At 24.4% G+C, this 16,912-nt stretch carries 11 protein-coding genes; 3 read left to right on the top strand and 8 right to left on the bottom strand.

Translation table 4 applies throughout. From position 1 onward, the window contains the following. Positions 1–54 precede the first annotated feature (54 nt). A complete protein-coding gene (locus AC27EK_RS01320; RefSeq protein WP_487231556.1) occupies positions 55–3,873 on the top strand; it encodes an AAA domain-containing protein in 3,819 nt (1,272 codons plus the stop codon). A gap of 129 nt (positions 3,874–4,002) precedes the next feature. Here AC27EK_RS01320 and AC27EK_RS01315 read toward each other — a convergent pair whose 3' ends face one another. The 8 genes from AC27EK_RS01315 to AC27EK_RS01280 form a co-directional block, all read right to left on the bottom strand. Then, positions 4,003–4,755 (bottom strand): hypothetical protein, encoded by a 753-nt coding sequence (locus AC27EK_RS01315; protein ID WP_487231555.1) that lies wholly within the window; start codon positions 4,753–4,755, stop codon positions 4,003–4,005. 53 nt (positions 4,756–4,808) lie between these two features. Continuing rightward, positions 4,809–5,744 (bottom strand): Holliday junction DNA helicase RuvB C-terminal domain-containing protein, encoded by a 936-nt coding sequence (locus tag AC27EK_RS01310; RefSeq protein WP_487231554.1) that lies wholly within the window; start codon positions 5,742–5,744, stop codon positions 4,809–4,811. After that, on the bottom strand, positions 5,716–6,273 hold the full coding sequence (locus tag AC27EK_RS01305) for a hypothetical protein (protein ID WP_487231553.1): 558 nt from the start codon (positions 6,271–6,273) through the stop codon (positions 5,716–5,718). The genes AC27EK_RS01310 and AC27EK_RS01305 overlap by 29 nt, the downstream gene beginning before the upstream one ends. Positions 6,274–6,321: 48 nt before the next feature. Then, positions 6,322–7,176 carry a riboflavin biosynthesis protein RibF gene (ribF, locus tag AC27EK_RS01300; protein WP_487231552.1) on the bottom strand — a complete coding sequence of 285 codons (855 nt, stop codon included), beginning with the start codon at positions 7,174–7,176 and terminating at the stop codon, positions 6,322–6,324. Continuing rightward, on the bottom strand, positions 7,157–7,807 hold the full coding sequence (truB, locus tag AC27EK_RS01295) for a tRNA pseudouridine(55) synthase TruB (protein ID WP_487231551.1): 651 nt from the start codon (positions 7,805–7,807) through the stop codon (positions 7,157–7,159). The genes ribF and truB overlap by 20 nt, the downstream gene beginning before the upstream one ends. Before the next feature lie 81 nt (positions 7,808–7,888). Beyond that, entirely contained in the window at positions 7,889–10,231 is a 2,343-nt protein-coding gene (gene lon / locus AC27EK_RS01290; protein WP_487231550.1) for an endopeptidase La, read from the bottom strand. Between the two features lie 75 nt (positions 10,232–10,306). Beyond that, complete coding sequence (gene dnaG, locus AC27EK_RS01285; protein WP_487231549.1) at positions 10,307–12,115, bottom strand: DNA primase; 1,809 nt, start codon at positions 12,113–12,115, stop codon at positions 10,307–10,309. Between the two features lie 19 nt (positions 12,116–12,134). Continuing rightward, entirely contained in the window at positions 12,135–13,511 is a 1,377-nt protein-coding gene (locus AC27EK_RS01280; RefSeq protein ID WP_487231548.1) for a glycine--tRNA ligase, read from the bottom strand. Between the two features lie 456 nt (positions 13,512–13,967). Between AC27EK_RS01280 and AC27EK_RS01275 the strand changes: the two genes are divergently transcribed. Together AC27EK_RS01275 and AC27EK_RS01270 are read left to right on the top strand one after the other, a co-directional pair. Further along, positions 13,968–15,308, top strand: a complete 1,341-nt coding sequence (locus AC27EK_RS01275) for a leucine-rich repeat domain-containing protein (RefSeq protein ID WP_487231547.1) — start codon at positions 13,968–13,970, stop codon at positions 15,306–15,308. Between the two features lie 144 nt (positions 15,309–15,452). Continuing rightward, positions 15,453–16,838, top strand: a complete 1,386-nt coding sequence (locus AC27EK_RS01270; RefSeq protein ID WP_487231546.1) for a leucine-rich repeat domain-containing protein — start codon at positions 15,453–15,455, stop codon at positions 16,836–16,838. The last annotated feature ends 74 nt before the right edge of the window (positions 16,839–16,912 follow it).

Raw genomic sequence — 16,912 nt, 5'->3', positions numbered from 1 at the left:
GAAAAATATATAAACACATATTACATAAGAAAATTAAGTGAAAGCGGTATACAAATGAGTAAAAATAAAGAATTTATTGAGGAAAGTAATGATGTTAAAGCTATTAAAGATAAATTATCCAACTTATTAAGAATAAATCCTAGAGATTATTGTATTAGAACAAAAATTGGAAAAAATCATTTTGATTTATTCCAATTCTTTACTGAAGAAGAAGTTAAAAATTTCATAGAAAATAAATCTGATCTTTCTTTTAGTACAAAATTAAGTAAAAATGATTTTGTTTCTAGAATAAAAGAATCAAGAAATCCAGAAGAAGTTTTAAGTACTTTAGAATCTGAATCTTTACAAATTAATAAAGAGTTGTTCGATTTAATTGTTAAAGATTTAGAACATGCTAAAAAAATTATTATTGCTAAATTAGCAAAAAAAGTTCTTTCAAATAGTAAAAAGTTAATTAAAATTTCTCAAAAAGCTAAAGAAATTAATAACGACAGAAGTACTTGAACCTTATTTCTTGGTACTTGAATTTTTCAATCTAAATTAGAAACAGGTTCATTCTTTGCTCCTCTAGTTTTTTATCCTGTTGAAATTGTTGAAGAAAACTCAGGTATTTATCTTAAAAAGAAAAATAGAGAAATAATAGTTAATGAAAAATTAATTTCTTATTTAAAAAGAGAATTACATAAAAAATTCGATGATAAAGAAATTCTTTCATTAAAAACAATAAAAGAGATTAAAGATAAATTTAAAGAATTATTTGGTATTGACATTGATGTTGATAAACAATTTTCTCAATATGAACATTTTGGGAATGACGATGTTACTATAGAAGATAGTTTTGTTGTTAAAAATCAAACTGTTGTTGGTATTTTTGAACCGTTAGGTGGAAAATTAAAATCAGATTTAAATAGATTAATTGAAAAAAATATAAACCCTTTCAATTTACCTTTAAATCATAAAAATGTTAATTTTGTTGAAGACGAAATTAATAAAGAACCTTTATTTGAAATTGGTAATCCATTAAATATTTATCAAAGATATGCTGTTAGATCTTCACTAGAAGAAAACACAGTTATATTTGGTCCTCCAGGAACTGGTAAATCTGAAGTTATATCTAACATCATTGCTAATATTCTTATTAGACAAAAAAATACATTAGTAATCTCAGAGAAAAAAGCCGCTCTTGATGTTCTTTATGAAAGATTAGGAGAAATTGGTAAATTTGCTTTATTCCTATATGATCTTGATAAAAAAGAAAAATTCTATGAAAAAATTAAAGAGCTTGGTGAAAAAGTAAGTAGATATGTTTTCAACTCTAAAACAAAAACTGAAGAAATTGATATTAGAAAAGAAATCATGAATACTAAAGAATTTGTTGAATTCAACAAATTAAGAAATAAAATCAAGAATATTTCAGAAACTATTATTGATTTTTATAAACTTAAATCATTAAGTAATGATACATATTCAGAATATGTTGAAAATGTATTATCCATTGAAAAACAAATTCTAAACTTTGCAAGAAGTACAGATTTCTTAGCTGATATTGAATTCACAAATACTAAATACAATATTTCTAATGTTCAAGAATTATTTACTAAATTAGAAAACTATAAAAACTTCTTAGCATCATTTAATTTAACAGATATTAAAAATATTGAAAAACAATTAATGCAAGAAAAAATTAACTTAGTTCAATGACAAGTTGAAGACAACTTTATTAATCATTTCTTTACTAATTATGAAGACTTCAAAATTCATCATAGAAACCTATCTAAATTTATCGAAGAATCAGGAATAATAAATGATGAAGAATTAATGGAATCATTAAGAAAAGATAATAATATTCTTTGAGATGATAGAAAAGTATTTGCTAATTTCTTTGCAGAACATTCTTTAATTTTAAGTAAAAACAACTTATTATCTAAATTACAAAAAGCCGGTCATGATTTAGAAAAATTAATTGCTGCTTATGAAAAGAAAGCTGATGCTCATACAATAATTCATTTCATTAAAACTGGTGAAGTTAAAATTAAATTACTTAAATCTAAAGATGAACATTTAGATCAAGAACAACTAAAAATATATGAAGTTATTAAAAAATTCATAGAGATTAATAAACTGCCTTCAATTAAATATCATGATCTAAGTCAAGATCAAGATTTCTTAGCTGGTAAATACGTTAAATTATTCTTTAATGAATGATTATTAGCTAACCATATGAAAGAATTATTTGAAAAAGATTTAATCTTCTTTGATCACAAATCATTTGCTCAATTATCTAACATTAACATTAATGACAAAGACTTTAATGTTATTAAAAGAATTCTAGACTTCGAAAACAAAGTATTAGATCAACAAGAACAAGGCGTTCTTCAAACAGACATCAACTTATTAATTAATGAACTAAAAGATAAAAATAAAAAACTTATAGCTAAAATTGAAGAATTAATTGTCGATAAATATTATGAAGCAATTAAAATTAAAGTTTCACAAGCAGACGAAGCAAGTAAGAAAAAAATTAAAGAAATTCTTCAAATTTCTAATAATGAAGGAAGACTACTTCCTCCTATTCAAAAATTTGTTGTTGAATACTTAAAAGAATTAAGATTATTATTCCCTATTTGAATTTCAAAACCCGAAATCATTGCAGAAGTGATTCCTTTAGAAAGATCAGTATTTGATTATGGTATTTTCGATGAAGCTTCTCAAATGTTCTTAGAACGTTCATACCCATTAGTATATAGAGCTGATAAAGTTATAGTTGCTGGAGATGATAAACAATTGAAACCTACATCATTCTTTGCTAATAAAGCAAAAGTTGATGACGAAGATTACAAACTATCAGATATGGATCAAGTTGATTCATTGTTAGATAGAGCAAGAGTGTCATTATGAAATACATTTAATCTTAAAAATCACTATAGATCATCACATAAAGATTTAATTGCTTTTAGTAATAAACATATTTATAATAATCAACTTAAATTTGCTACTTATAACGGAATTAAAGATTCAGGTATTGAAGTAATTGATGTAGACGGTGTTTGAGATGATGTTAATAAAAAAGAAGCCGAAACTGTTATTAAACAAATTATTAAATACAAAGATCAATATGAAAAGATTATTGTTGTTACATTTGGTATTAAACAATCAGAATACATTGAACAATTATTATTTAACTCTGTAGAATCAAAACCAGATCTATATGAAAAATTCATTAAAGGCAATATAGTATTAACTAATCTTGAAAATGTTCAAGGTAATGAAAGTGATTTAGTTATTTTATCAGTTTCATATGCTAAGAATCCAGATGGTCAATTAAGAACTAACTTCGGTCCATTAATTACTTATGGTGGTTCAAATAGATTAAACGTTGCTATTACTAGAGCTAAGAAAAAACTTATCATTATTAAATCTATTCATTCAGATGAAATCTCAATTAACACAAACAACCCTAATGCTTTAGTATTCAAATCATTTATTACTTATTGTGATACTATTAATAAACAAAATGAAAAGAACTCAGATTCAGTTAAGAAATTCTTACCTAGTCCTCTAGGTACTTCTATACTAGAAAAATTAGAAGAAATATTAGAAAACAAAAAAGGCAATTACATTATTAAGAAAAATCTTGATATCGGTAGTTCAATTATTGATTTTGCAATTTATGATCAATCAAACAAAAATGTTAAACTTGCAATTATAATTGGTAATACTTTTAGCAAAGTTGACGATGTTATTGATGCTGTTGAAAAAATTGATACATACTTCTTTATTCAAGATAGAGGGTTCCCTATTTTTGTTGTTGAACAACATGAATGAATTAATAACACAAATGAACTTTGTGAAAAAATCAAGAAATTTTTATAATTTAAACTAGATTAAAAATAGCGCCATTTTATGGCTCTATTTTTTATTTTCATAAAGTATAAAAAAGCACCTTACTTTTTATTGTTGGGTGCTTAATATTAATTATGTGATAAAGTTGCTTAGAATTGCTTATTTTAGCTGTGTAGTACAATAAATAATTATTGCAATTGTTATACATATCATTAATACAACAAAAGCTATAATCATAAATATGTTATTTCCTTTTGAAAGGTATTTTGATATATCTTGTTCACAAACTAAAAGATAATGATCATTTATAACGGATTTAAATGATTTGTGTAATTTGTTATAAGTTGTAGAACAAAGAGGAGGTTTCTTTTGGTCTTCTATTGTTTTTCTGTCTATTATTTCTTCAGATTCAACTCATTTGTTTAATATTCTTAAACTTCTAACAAATTTAAGTGAATATTTTCATTGTAATTTTGAATAAGTAGTTTTGTCATTTATATTTAATGAAACTGCTAATATGTGAGAAGTAATGATGTACATTTCTAATAAAATGTAAGTTCATGAAAAAGCTTCTATTTTAGATTCATTAAGATTTTCTATTTCTTGTTTTTCAGATGTAAATACATGAACTCATCTTTTCTGAATTTTTTCAGTGAAGTGTTCTTTTTTACAATTATATTCATCTAATAAAAGTTCAAAATCAAGAAAAATATTTTTAATAATATAATCATTTTCTACAAACATATCATAACCATAATCATAAAGTTTAAAGACGATTTGATAATTAGATATTGAATTGTTAATAGAAATTTTAATTCTTTTTTCTAGTAATTTTAATTTTTTTAAAAATTCTTTATTGTTAATAAATGATTTTTGATTTTCATTAGTTTGTTTAGTAAGTTCTTTTGACATATACATTTCCTAGTAATGTTATTAAGTTTTTTATTATCTTATATATTATTTTACTAGCATTTATTGTCTTTTGTTTCTTTAATGAGTCTAATAGCTTTATTAGTAATTTTTCTTCCATTGTTTAGTTTTTTAATTAATTTCATTTTTAATAAGAAGGGCTCTATTTTTAGTTCTATTATTTTTTTATTTATATTAGTTATTTGACTTATTGTATTTAAACCTATTGGTTTGTTTTCATCTAAACTATTTAAATATATAAGATCCATTTCATTAAGTCCGTATTTATATATATTGTTCTTTTTCAAAAAATAGTCAATGGTTATTTCATTATTAAATAATTTATAGTCATAAAATCTTTTTAATGTATTAATAGCTATTCTCGGTATACCTTTAGAAATTTCTGATATTCTTCTTAATTCTTTTTCATCAAAACTTAATTTTTGTCTAATTGATAAATTTTTAATAATTAGAAATATATCTTTAGTTTCATATTCTTTTAAAAAAAATTGAATAGAAAATCTATCAATTAAAGCATTTGAAAGTTTATTTAAATAATTAGTACTAACAATTAGAGTAAACTTTGGGACATTCATTCTTATGTTCTTTGTATTCATATCCTTGCCAATTTGCATATCTATTACAAAATCTTCAAGAATTAGTAATAATAATTCATGACATGATGAATTTATTTCATGAAATTCATCTATAAATATAATTGAATTTTTGGTAACCAAAGAAAATAAATTTAATATGTCTTTTGGTGTTTGAATAGAGGCGCCTTGAACAAATTCGATTTTTCTATTTAATTCATTAGCAATAACAGAAGCCAGACTTGTCTTGCCAACGCCTGGTTGACCATATAAAAGAATATGATCTAATGAATCATTTCTTTTTAAACATGAATTCATATAGATTAAAAGATTTTCTTTAATATCTTCATTAGATATGAATTCATTTAAATTACTTGGTCTTATTTGATTTCATTTCATTAGCTATTCTCTTTATAAAGAAAGTAAGTTTTTCATTTTTTGATTTTGATTTTACGGAGTCTCATTCTTTAATTAATATATTTGTTATTGTTTTCTTTTCATAACCTAATTTCAATAAATCTTTTTCTATTTCTTCAAATTGATTGTTTCTCTCTTTGAATTTAATATTTAAATATTTTTCTAATGAATCTTTTTGTTTGTTATTTAAATTTAATGAAGTTTTTTCCAGTTTATTGTTTTTATAATTTAATAATATTTTTTCTGCTGTCTTTATTCCTATCGAATTTAATTCCAACAAGTCTGAAAAAAACTGAGCAGAGTTTAAATCAATAAAACAATAATAAGATTTGTTTATTATATTCTTGTTGTTTATTTTTAAAAATTCAAAACAATAGAATTCATATTCTATGTTTTTGTTTAGATCTTTCAATTGATTGTTTCAAACTAAAACATTTGTCGAGTTAATATTTACTAATAATATATTTTTATTTATTTTTTTTATAATTTTGGATTTAAAACAAAAAATCATTTTATAAGTACCTCTGTTAATTAGATACGTTTATAAAATGATTTTCTTTTATTTATTTTTAAAATATATTTTTGCTTCTTCTATTAAAGAATCAATTTTGTAAGCAAGATTTGATAGAGATCTAAATTTTTTAGATGGAGCTAGTCATTTGTAAAAATTAATCTTAATATTTTCTTTGTAGAAATCTTCTTTTTCAACATTGATTAAATGAGTTTCTATGTCTGCTATTTTATTATTATCAACGGTTTCAGACATTCCAATGTATGTAACTGATTGATAATATTCTTCATCTAAAATTGTTTCTGTTACATAAGAACCAAAAGGAAGAGCAATTAATTTAGGATCAATTTTTGTGTTTGCAGTTTTGAAGCCTATCTCTCTCCCTTTTTGATTTCTTTTAAAAACCTCACCTCTTCGATAATAAGGTCAAATAAGAGATCTATTAGCTTCTTGAATTCTTTTGCTTGTTAATAAAGATTTAATTCTAGTTGAAGAATGTTCATTATTTCTCTCTATTATTTTTACATTAAAGAAATCTGAAAGATAACTAGCATTTTTTAAATCATTTCCAAATTGGAAATCATCACCTATTACTATTTCATTAGGATTTATTTTTTTTAATATTTTATTTATGAATTCATCAGCAGACATGTTGTTTTGTGCTACATCATAAACAAATATATTTTTAGTTCCTATTTTTTTAAGTTGTTTGATTCTTTCTTTAAGATCATATAGATAATTTTCTTTATTGGGTAAATTAGTAAATGTTAATACTGAAGTGTTTGCGACATCTTCTTTAAATAAAAGCATATGTCCTTTATGAAGACCATCAAAAAAACCAATGGCTAGCTTTTCTGTCTTTTCAGGGATTAAATCAAAATTATTATTTAGTTCAATAATCATAAACTTCTCCAATTTCTAAACTATTGTTTAGTTTATATTCACCTATTTGGGTTCTAACTAATTTTGCTAAGCAACCATAAGTGTTTAGCTTGATTCCTAGATCATAAGCAAAGCTTCTTACATAGAATCCTTTAGATACCTTAATATCAATTATAAGTTCATTGTTTTTAAAATCAATAATTTTATAATTTTCTAATGAAACTTTTTTTGCTTTTATTTCAAAATCTATATTGTTTCTAGCAAGTTCATGTGCTCTTTTTCCATTAATTTTTATAGCACTGAACTTGGGTGGAAATTGTTCAATTTCACCTAGAAAGCTTTTTAATGTTTCTTCAATTTCTTTAAGAGTCGGGAACTTATTTTTGAAATACACTTCTTCAGATTCTAAATCATAAGAAGAGGTGTAATATCCGAAGTGTATATTTGCTCTATAGATTTTATTGTTTGTTAATAAATCATTTAGTTTTTTAGTGCCCTCGTTTATTCCAAGAATTAATAATCCTTCAGCCAAAGGATCAAGAGTTCCAGCATGACCAACTTTTTTGACTTTTAAAATACCTTTGATTTTTCTAACTACGTCATTTGATGTTCAATGTTTTGGTTTGTTTATTAATAGTATTTCTTTTGACATTATTAATTCTTTTCAATATGCATTATTAAGGTTCTTTTTAAATTATAAAAAACTCTTATAGAAAGAGTTTTTAATTATTAATTATTTGAATATTTCGTTGTAAATTTCTGAATATTCAGAAACTAAATGAATTTTAACTTCATCTAATATTTCTTTAGGAATATCAGATAAGAATCTTTCATCATCTATTGGTAAGAAAATTTCTCTAACACCGGCTCTGTGAGCTGATATTACTTTTTCCTTAACTCCACCAATGATTCCTACTTTTCCTCTTAAAGTAATTTCGCCAGTCATACTGATTTTTGTTGAAATTTGTTTATTAGTTAAAGCAGAAATTAAAGCAGTAGTTAATGCAACACCAGCACTTGGACCATCTTTTGGAATCCCGCCAGCCGGTACATGAATATGGATATCTGAATCTTTTAAAAGTTGTTCATTTATTTTAAACTTAGAAGCATTAGCTTTAACATATCCTAATGCTACAGAAACAGATTCTGACATTGTCTTTTCTAAATTACCTGTGATTATTAAATCACCTTTACCACTAAATAATGTTGCTTCAATAGGCAGAAGATCTCCACCGGCTGAAGTATATGCCATTCCATTAACAATTCCAGGAATTGTATTTTCATCTTTTAATGTTATTTCATAAATCTTCTTGTCTAGGAATTTAGAAACATTATCAGGAGTTATAGTAGTATCATATTTTTCTTTTTTCATTTTAAGAACAAGAATTTTTCTGATTATTTTTTGAATTAGTCTAGTTAATTCTCTAACACCAGCCTCTCTAGTGTAATAGTTAATTATGTATTCAAATGTTTCACCGTTAATTTTTAAAAAATCATTTGGTAAATTAGATTCTTTAAGAGCTGTTGGTAATAAGTGAGATATAGCTATTTCTCTTTTTTCGTGCAGTGTATAACTTGATAATTCAATAATTTCCATTCTATCAAGTAAAGCATGAGGGATTTGATCATAGTAATTAGCAGTTGCTATAAACAATGCTTTACTTAAATCGTAATCTTCTTCTAAGTAATTGTCTCTAAAGTTCTTATTTTGTTCTGGATCAAGAACTTCTAACATAGCACTTGCAGGATCGCCTCTTTGGTCACTAGACATTTTATCGATTTCATCTAATAATATTAGAGGATTAATAACTTTTGCTTTTCTCATACCTTGTATTAATCTACCAGGCATTGCTCCAAGATAAGTTCTTCTATGTCCTCTAATTTCAGATTCATCTTTAACTCCACCAAGAGAAACTTTTAGTAGTTTTTTATTTAAAGCTTCTGCTATTGAATTAACAAGACTTGTTTTACCAACTCCTGGAGGGCCCATTAAACAAATTATAGGAGATTTAGAATCTGGATTTGCTATTTTAGCAGCTAAATATTCTATTATTCTTTCTTTAACTTTTTTAATACCATAATGATTTTTTTCTAATTTTGCTTGAAGATCATTAATGTCATAATTATCTTCAGATTCTTGTCATCATGGAAGTTCCATTATGCAATCAATATATGTTTTAGTTATACCAGCTTCATTAGAGTTCATTGAAGTCTCGAATTTACTTAATTCTTTTAATACTTTTTCTTTAATGTTTTGTGGATAAGGAAGAGATTTTATAGCAGCTCTTATGGCTTCTGAATCATCATCTTTTTTAGTGATATCACCTAATTTTTCTTTTACTAATTTTAAACGTTCACGTAAATAAAATTCTTTTTGTTGTTTTTGTAAGTTCGCATTTAATTCTTTAGTTATTTCATTATCTGTTTCTATTTCGCCTTTATCTGTTCTTAGGCTTGAGAAGATAATCGTTGAAATACTTCTTAATCTTTCTGATATTGAGTCGTATTTCAACAACGAAGCTCTAACTTCATAATTATTTTCTGTTAAAGCACAACCTAATAAATCTACTACATATGAGAAATCTTTTTTATCAGTTTTGTATTCTTCTAATTTTTCAATAGCTATTTTGAAAAGATTTTCATTTATTGGTATTTTGTTTTCATTAATAGCTTCTACATAGTCAATAAAATTTTCTATATCTTTTTCTTTTGGCTTTTCATTTGTAGATTTAAATTTAGTTATATTTATTAATGGTTCAACAATTGATTTTAGAGAATTTAAATTTGAAAAATCTAAATGAACTCTTTCAATTGTTTCTAAATATACAATGTAATCTTTATCTGGGTTTTCTTCTTTTTTTACTATTTTACATAGTACACCTGTTGGTGTGATGTTCTCATATACACAATCTTCTTGGTCAAGATCATATTGAACAGCAACCACAATGTTTCCATTGTCTTGTTCAAGGGCGTAATTTATTGCTTGTTTAGAAACTTCTCTTCCAACAACAATGGGAGAAAGTCCCATTTTTGGTAAAGGAACTATGTTTCTTGCAATTAATAAAGCTTTTTTCATAATTAAGTCCTCGCTTGTTTAACTATGAAATCATTTTAACACAAAAATTAGCACTCTTTTAAAAGATTGCTAAAATTAAGATATTATAACTTTTCATAGTTTTAGTTTCTCTTCTTTTGTTTTCGGTTTAGAGCTTGTTAACAACTCTAAACTATTATATTTTTTTCATTTTTTTTCGAATTCTTTTAATCTTTTAATAACTTTGTTTAATTCTGTTATAGAAGGTTTATTTATTGAAAACTCAAATAATATTTTTTCATGTAATCAAGAAATAAATTTTATTGTTTCTTTTGTTACATTTAAAGAATTTAAAAATTCAATAATTTTAGAAGTCTCAATATCTAATATTGAATCACCTTTGAAATTATTTTGTAATTTAATAATTAAATTTAATTCTTTTTCATAAATTTTTAAGAAATGACTTAAATTGTTTTTCTTTAATATTTCATCTGTTTTATCAAAAGCAAAATATCAAAACAATAATCTTTCAGCTAAGTTTTGATAAAGTTCAGTTAAATCGTTCTCTATATATGAAAGAGTATCATCAGAAGAACTTATAACTTCTCTTTTGTTTGAAACTTTAGAATCTAAATTTAATTCAATATCAAAAAAACTTTTTATAGTTTTTAAATATTGATCATAATAATCAACAATACCAAAATCAAGAATTATTTTTTTAAGTTTTTGTTTATAAGATTTCTCTTGAGATTTATTATTCTTATCATAATCATTAGATAGTTCAAAAATAAGCTTAAAACAATAATCAAGATTGTTGTTTATTATTTTTTTAAGTTTATCTTCTCCTTCTTTTCATAAAACATCATCAAAATCTTTAAGTTCAGTTTCTCAATCTTTAAGAATATAAAGATCGAGTTTGTTTTTAATAATGTTTGCTATTTTTTCATTAGCACTGTTTCCAGCCTCATCATTATCAAGGGCTAATATTATTGATTTTACTTTTTTGGTATTTATTATTTTTTTTAAATGTTTTTCACTAAACGACGTTCCCATTGTGGCAACCACGTTTTTTATTCCTATATGATAAAGAGAAAAAACATCCATAAAACCTTCTACTATATATAGTGTCTCGTTTTTTATGTTTTCAAAAGCTTTATCTTCATTAAATAATATTTCATCTTTTTTGAAATATTTAGAAGTTGGAGAATTTAAATATTTAGGATTTTCATTAGTTAATGTCCTTGCACTAAAAGCAACGACATTCTTGTTTATATCTCTAATTGGAAACATCAATCTGTTTCTAAAAAAATCATACATGTTAGAAGAATTATCAATAGTGACTAATTTTGAATCTATAACTTCTTTAATGTTAAAGATTGTTCTATCATTTTCAGAAACTATTCTATCTCCATTTGCATTTGTTAAGTTATTAGATAAATAGTTTCTTTCTTTTTTAGAATAACCTAAATTGAATTCTTTAATTATTTCTTCGCTTATGTTTCTCGATTTTAAATAATTAGACGCTTCATCATCTTGTGATAAAAAGAAATTAAATCAATCAGCAACCAAGTTGTTTATTTCATAAAATCTTAATTCGTTTTTATCAAAATTAGATTTAGTTTTATCTAAATCAATTAAAAGATTTTCAAGATTAAATATTTTAGCAATTTCTTCAAGAGCTTCTAATTCATTATTAAGTTTTTTAAACTTAGTAATAAATTTAATAGCATTACCAGAAACAGAACAAGCAAAACAAGTAAATATTTGTTTTTCTTCAGATATTACTAAAGAAGGTTTTGTATCAGAATGAAAAGGACAAATTGCTTGATAATTTGATCCTTTTTTTTCTATACTTAAGAAATTTCTTATTAAATCAACAATATTAATTGTTGATAATATTTTCTGTTTTATTGTATAAATGCTCATTTAATATTATTTACGCCCTTTATTTTCTTTTATTTAGTAATATTTCCTTTAATTCTTCTTTTGATACTCTTATTTGTTCCATAGTATCTCTATTTCTAATAGTGAACGTGTTATTGTCTTTTGATTCAAAATCAAAAGTAATACAATAATAAGTTCCAATTGCATCTTGTCTTCTATAGTTTTTTCCTATTGAAGAACCTGACTCAAAATTAATATCTATATCTAAGTCTAGAAGATCTTTATATAAATTAAAAGCTTCATCTTTTAATTTATTAGTTAAAGGAATAACACAAGCTTTGAATGGTGTTAATGAATAAGGAAGTTTTAAAACTATTCTTTCTGATTCGTCTTCCAATGTTTGCTCTTCATAAGATTCTGTTAATATTGCATACATTAATCTTTCTAAACCAACAGATGGTTCTATTACATGAGGTATATATTTTTCATTAGTAATGGGATCTAAATAACTCAAATCTTTTTTTGAATGTTCTGCATGGGTAGTAAGATCAAAATCGGTTCTATAAGCTAAGCCTCATAATTCAGATTTACCATGAATAAAGTTATATTCAAAATCAATTGTTTTTTCAGAATAATGACTAAGCTCTTCTTTTGAATGGTTATATATATTAATGTTTGATTCTTTTAATCAACATTCGTTAATTAAAAAATCTTTTATCTTGTTTTGATAATTATTGAATTCTTTTTCATAATCATTTGGATGAATAAAGAATTCAATTTCCATTTGTTCAAATTCTCTTGTCCTAAAAATGAAATTTCCTGGTGTAATTTCGTTTCTGAATGATTTGCCAATTTGAGCTATACCAAATGGTATTTTTTGTCTTGAGGTTCTTTGTACATTTTTAAAATTAATAAAAATGCCTTGAGCAGTTTCTGGTCTTAAATATAATTCGCTTGTGCTGTTTTCTACAACACCTTGGAATGTTTTAAACATTAGGTTGAAAGATCTAATATCTGTTCAGTTATTTTTTTTACATTTTGGACAAGAAATTTTTTCTGATTTAAGGATTTTTTGGAATTCTTCGTTAGTAGTGCTTTCATTGACACTAATATTGCTAAATTCTTCAATCAATTTGTCAGCTCTAAAACGAGATTTGCATTCTTTGCAATCTATTAACGGATCAGAAAAATTATCTAAATGACCACTAGCTTTTCAGACATTTGGATTAATTATTATTGAACTATCTATTCCTACAACATTGTATTGTTTTGTAACAAAGTTTTTTCATCATAATTTTTTAAGATTATTTTTTAATAAAACTCCTAATGGTCCATAATCTCATGAGTTTGATAATCCATTATATATTTCGCTTGATTGATAAACAAACCCAGTATTTTTTAAATGATTTGTTAAATCCTTTTGTTCTATTTTTTTCATAATTTACATTTTCTTTTGAATAAGTTTAATAACTAAATATATTTTAATCTAACATAATAAATTATGAATATTAGATTTTAAGAAATTAAAATAATACAATAAATTGAAATATTTTCATAAAATTTTAGATTTAAAATTTATTAAATGTATTGAATAAAATTAATGTAGAAAAAAAGCCATTAGAAACAACAATACTGGGTTTGTTATTTTAAAGTTTATATACTTCAATTGGTCTTAAATCATAATGAAATAGCTGTAATTTATAATGGTTTGCTAGTGCGGTTTTTTAATAGTTTTAATGCTCTTTTAGTATTCTTTATTATTTAATAAAGAATAGAAATAAAGATTTTTATTTTATTTTATTTTTTAAATATAACAAAAAGGGGAAATAAAATATATTTTATGTTTTAAAGTTATATAATAAATTGGTAAAAATAAAATGAAGGATAAAAATTAATGAAAAAGATAAATTCTAAACTAGTCCTAGCGGGATTAACTGGTATAGCATTAGTTTCAGTAGCAAGTGTGGCAACTGTGTTAAATGCAAAAAACCAAACAGTTGTTAAAAATAGTGTTGCAAAATATATTCCAACACCTAACCCAATTCCTCCAGGAGAAATTGTTCCTGATGAAGGAAATAATGGAAATAATGGAACAACTGAAAATAATCAAGGCGTATATGTACCAGGAACCACTACTAATATAATTACTGATGGTGTTTCACATACTGTTTATACACTTGAACCAAATGACTTTTCAAATCAAACTAATTTAACAATCAATTTAAATTCAGCAAATATTCAAAAATATATTAATCAACCAAATTGCTTGTTTAATATTTTAGCTCCTAAGGAAACAAAATCAACAACTCCTATTCCACAAGAACTTAAAGATAAGATTTATATAATTGATTTTTCACAAGCAACCGGTGTAAATATTGGTAATTTTGAATCTCTATCAAACTTATCTGAAGTTGTCTTTCCATCAGGAACTGGGAGCATAATGGCAGAAGGGGCTTTTAGATATTCAAGAAAATTAAAAACTATAAGAAATTTAAATGAATCTATTAAAAGAATTCCACCATTTGCTTTCCAAGATTGTGGTTTTGAATATGTTAATTTATTAGATACAACAATTCAAACAATTGATAGACAAGCATTTTTAAATAATTATAATTTAGTTCAATTTGTTGGTCCTGACTCATTAGGTTATGTTGGAGACGATGCATTTAAAGGTGCTAGATTTAGAAGAGAAGGTATCAATTTACCTAATCATTTAAATAATTTAAATGATTTTGTAAGAATGGGAATCCGTAATTGAGAAAATGGAGCATATAATGATTCTCAATTTGTTCCAAAAGAAGAATCTAGATTTGAATTTGATGTAGAAGCAGTTAAAAAATTCAGAGCTACTGTTGAAGACCAAAGGCCTTTAAGTGCAGTAGAATTAGTAAATGCATTTAATAATCTTCCTTTAGAAGAAAGAGTAAATTATTCTATGCCTTTTTTCACAGAACAATCTTATGATTTATATCAAATAGCTAGAAATGTTGAAGCGTTTGTATTAGAAAATAACAAAGTTGTTTTAAAAGCGACTTTATCTTCATTATTTAAAAGCAATAAAGCTTCAATAACTCTTGATGGTATTTATATTGGAGTGCCACCTAAAACTTTAAGTAATAGTCAAACAGCGGCAATTGCTGCTAGTACTGTTGGTACAGTAATTGTAATAGCTTTAGTTGTTCTTTTAGTATTCTTATTATTAAGAAGAAAAAAAATTAGAAACACAGATTACTAATATATTAGATTTTTTAAATATTAATAAAAAACGACCAATAAAGGTTGTTTTTTTTCTTTATATAAAAAATATAGTAAAATATAGTTTAGATTTATAATATAAATATATTAAGTTTATGAAACAAAAATACAAGGATAAAAATTAATGAAAAAGATAAATTCTAAACTAGTCCTAGCAGGATTAACTGGTGTAGCATTAGTTTCAATGACAAGTGTGGCAACTGTATTAAATGCAAAAAACCAAATAGTTGTTAAAAATAGTGTTGCAAAATATATTCCAACACCTAACCCAATTCCTCCAGGAGAAATTGTTCCTGATGAAGGAAATAATGGAAATAATGGAACAACTGAAAATAATCAAGGCGCATATGTACCAGGAAGCACTAATAATATAATTATTGATGGTGTTTCACATACTGTTTATACACTTGAATCAAATGATTTTTCAGATCAAACTAATTTAACAATCAATTTAAATTCAGTAAATATTCAAAAATATATTAATCAACCAAATTGCTTGTTTAATATTTTGGCTCCTAAGGAAACAAAATCAACAACTCCTATTCCACAAGGACTTAAAGACAAGATTTATATAATTGATTTTTCACAAGCAACTGGTGTAAATATTGGTAATTTTGAATCTCTATCAAACTTATCTGAAGTTGTCTTTCCATCAGGAACTGGGAGCATAATGGCAGAAGGGGCTTTTAGATATTCAAGAAAATTAAAAACTATAAAAAATTTAAATGAATCTATTAAAAGAATTCCACCATTTGCTTTCCAAGATTGTGGTTTTGAATATGTTAATTTATTAGATACAACAATTCAAACAATTGATAGACAAGCATTTTTAAATAATTATAATTTAGTTCAATTTGTTGGTCCTGACTCATTAGGTTATGTTGGAGACGATGCATTTAAAGGTGTTAGATTTAGAAGAGAAGGTATCAATTTACCTAATCATTTAAATAATTTAAATGATTTTGTAAGAATGGGAATCCGTAATTGAGAAAATGGAGCATATCATGATTCTCAATTTGTTCCAAAAGAAGAATCTAGATTTGAATTTGATGTAGAAGCAGTTAAAAAATTCAGAGCTACTGTTGAAGGTCAAAGACCTTTAAGTGCATTAGAATTAGCAATGAAATTTAATAATCTTCCTTTACAAGAAAGAGTAAATTATTCTATGCCTTTTTTCATAGAACAATCTTATGATTCATATCAAATAGCTAGAAATGTTGAAGCGTTTCCATTAGAAAATAACAAAGTTGTTTTAAAAGCGACATTATCTTCATTATTTAAAAGCAATAAAACTTCAATAACTCTTGATGGGAAATATGTAAGCCCTCAACCAAATCCAGTTCCTCCAGCACCTGACCAAGGTGGAGATAAACCAACTCCTTCAATCCCGGAGGAGAATAACAAAAAAACTAATAATATTTATGTAATAATTGCTGGATTTCTTGGAGTAATAATTTTACTTTTAATTATTCTTATTGTAATATTGTTATTTAAAAGAAGAAAAAAATAAAAATATAGTAAAATATAATTTAGATTTATAAAATAAATATATAAAGTTTATGAAACAAAATACAAGGATAAAAA

Source organism: Ureaplasma rhincodontis, from assembly GCF_057537535.1.
This window is presented reverse-complemented; position numbering and strand designations above follow the sequence as displayed.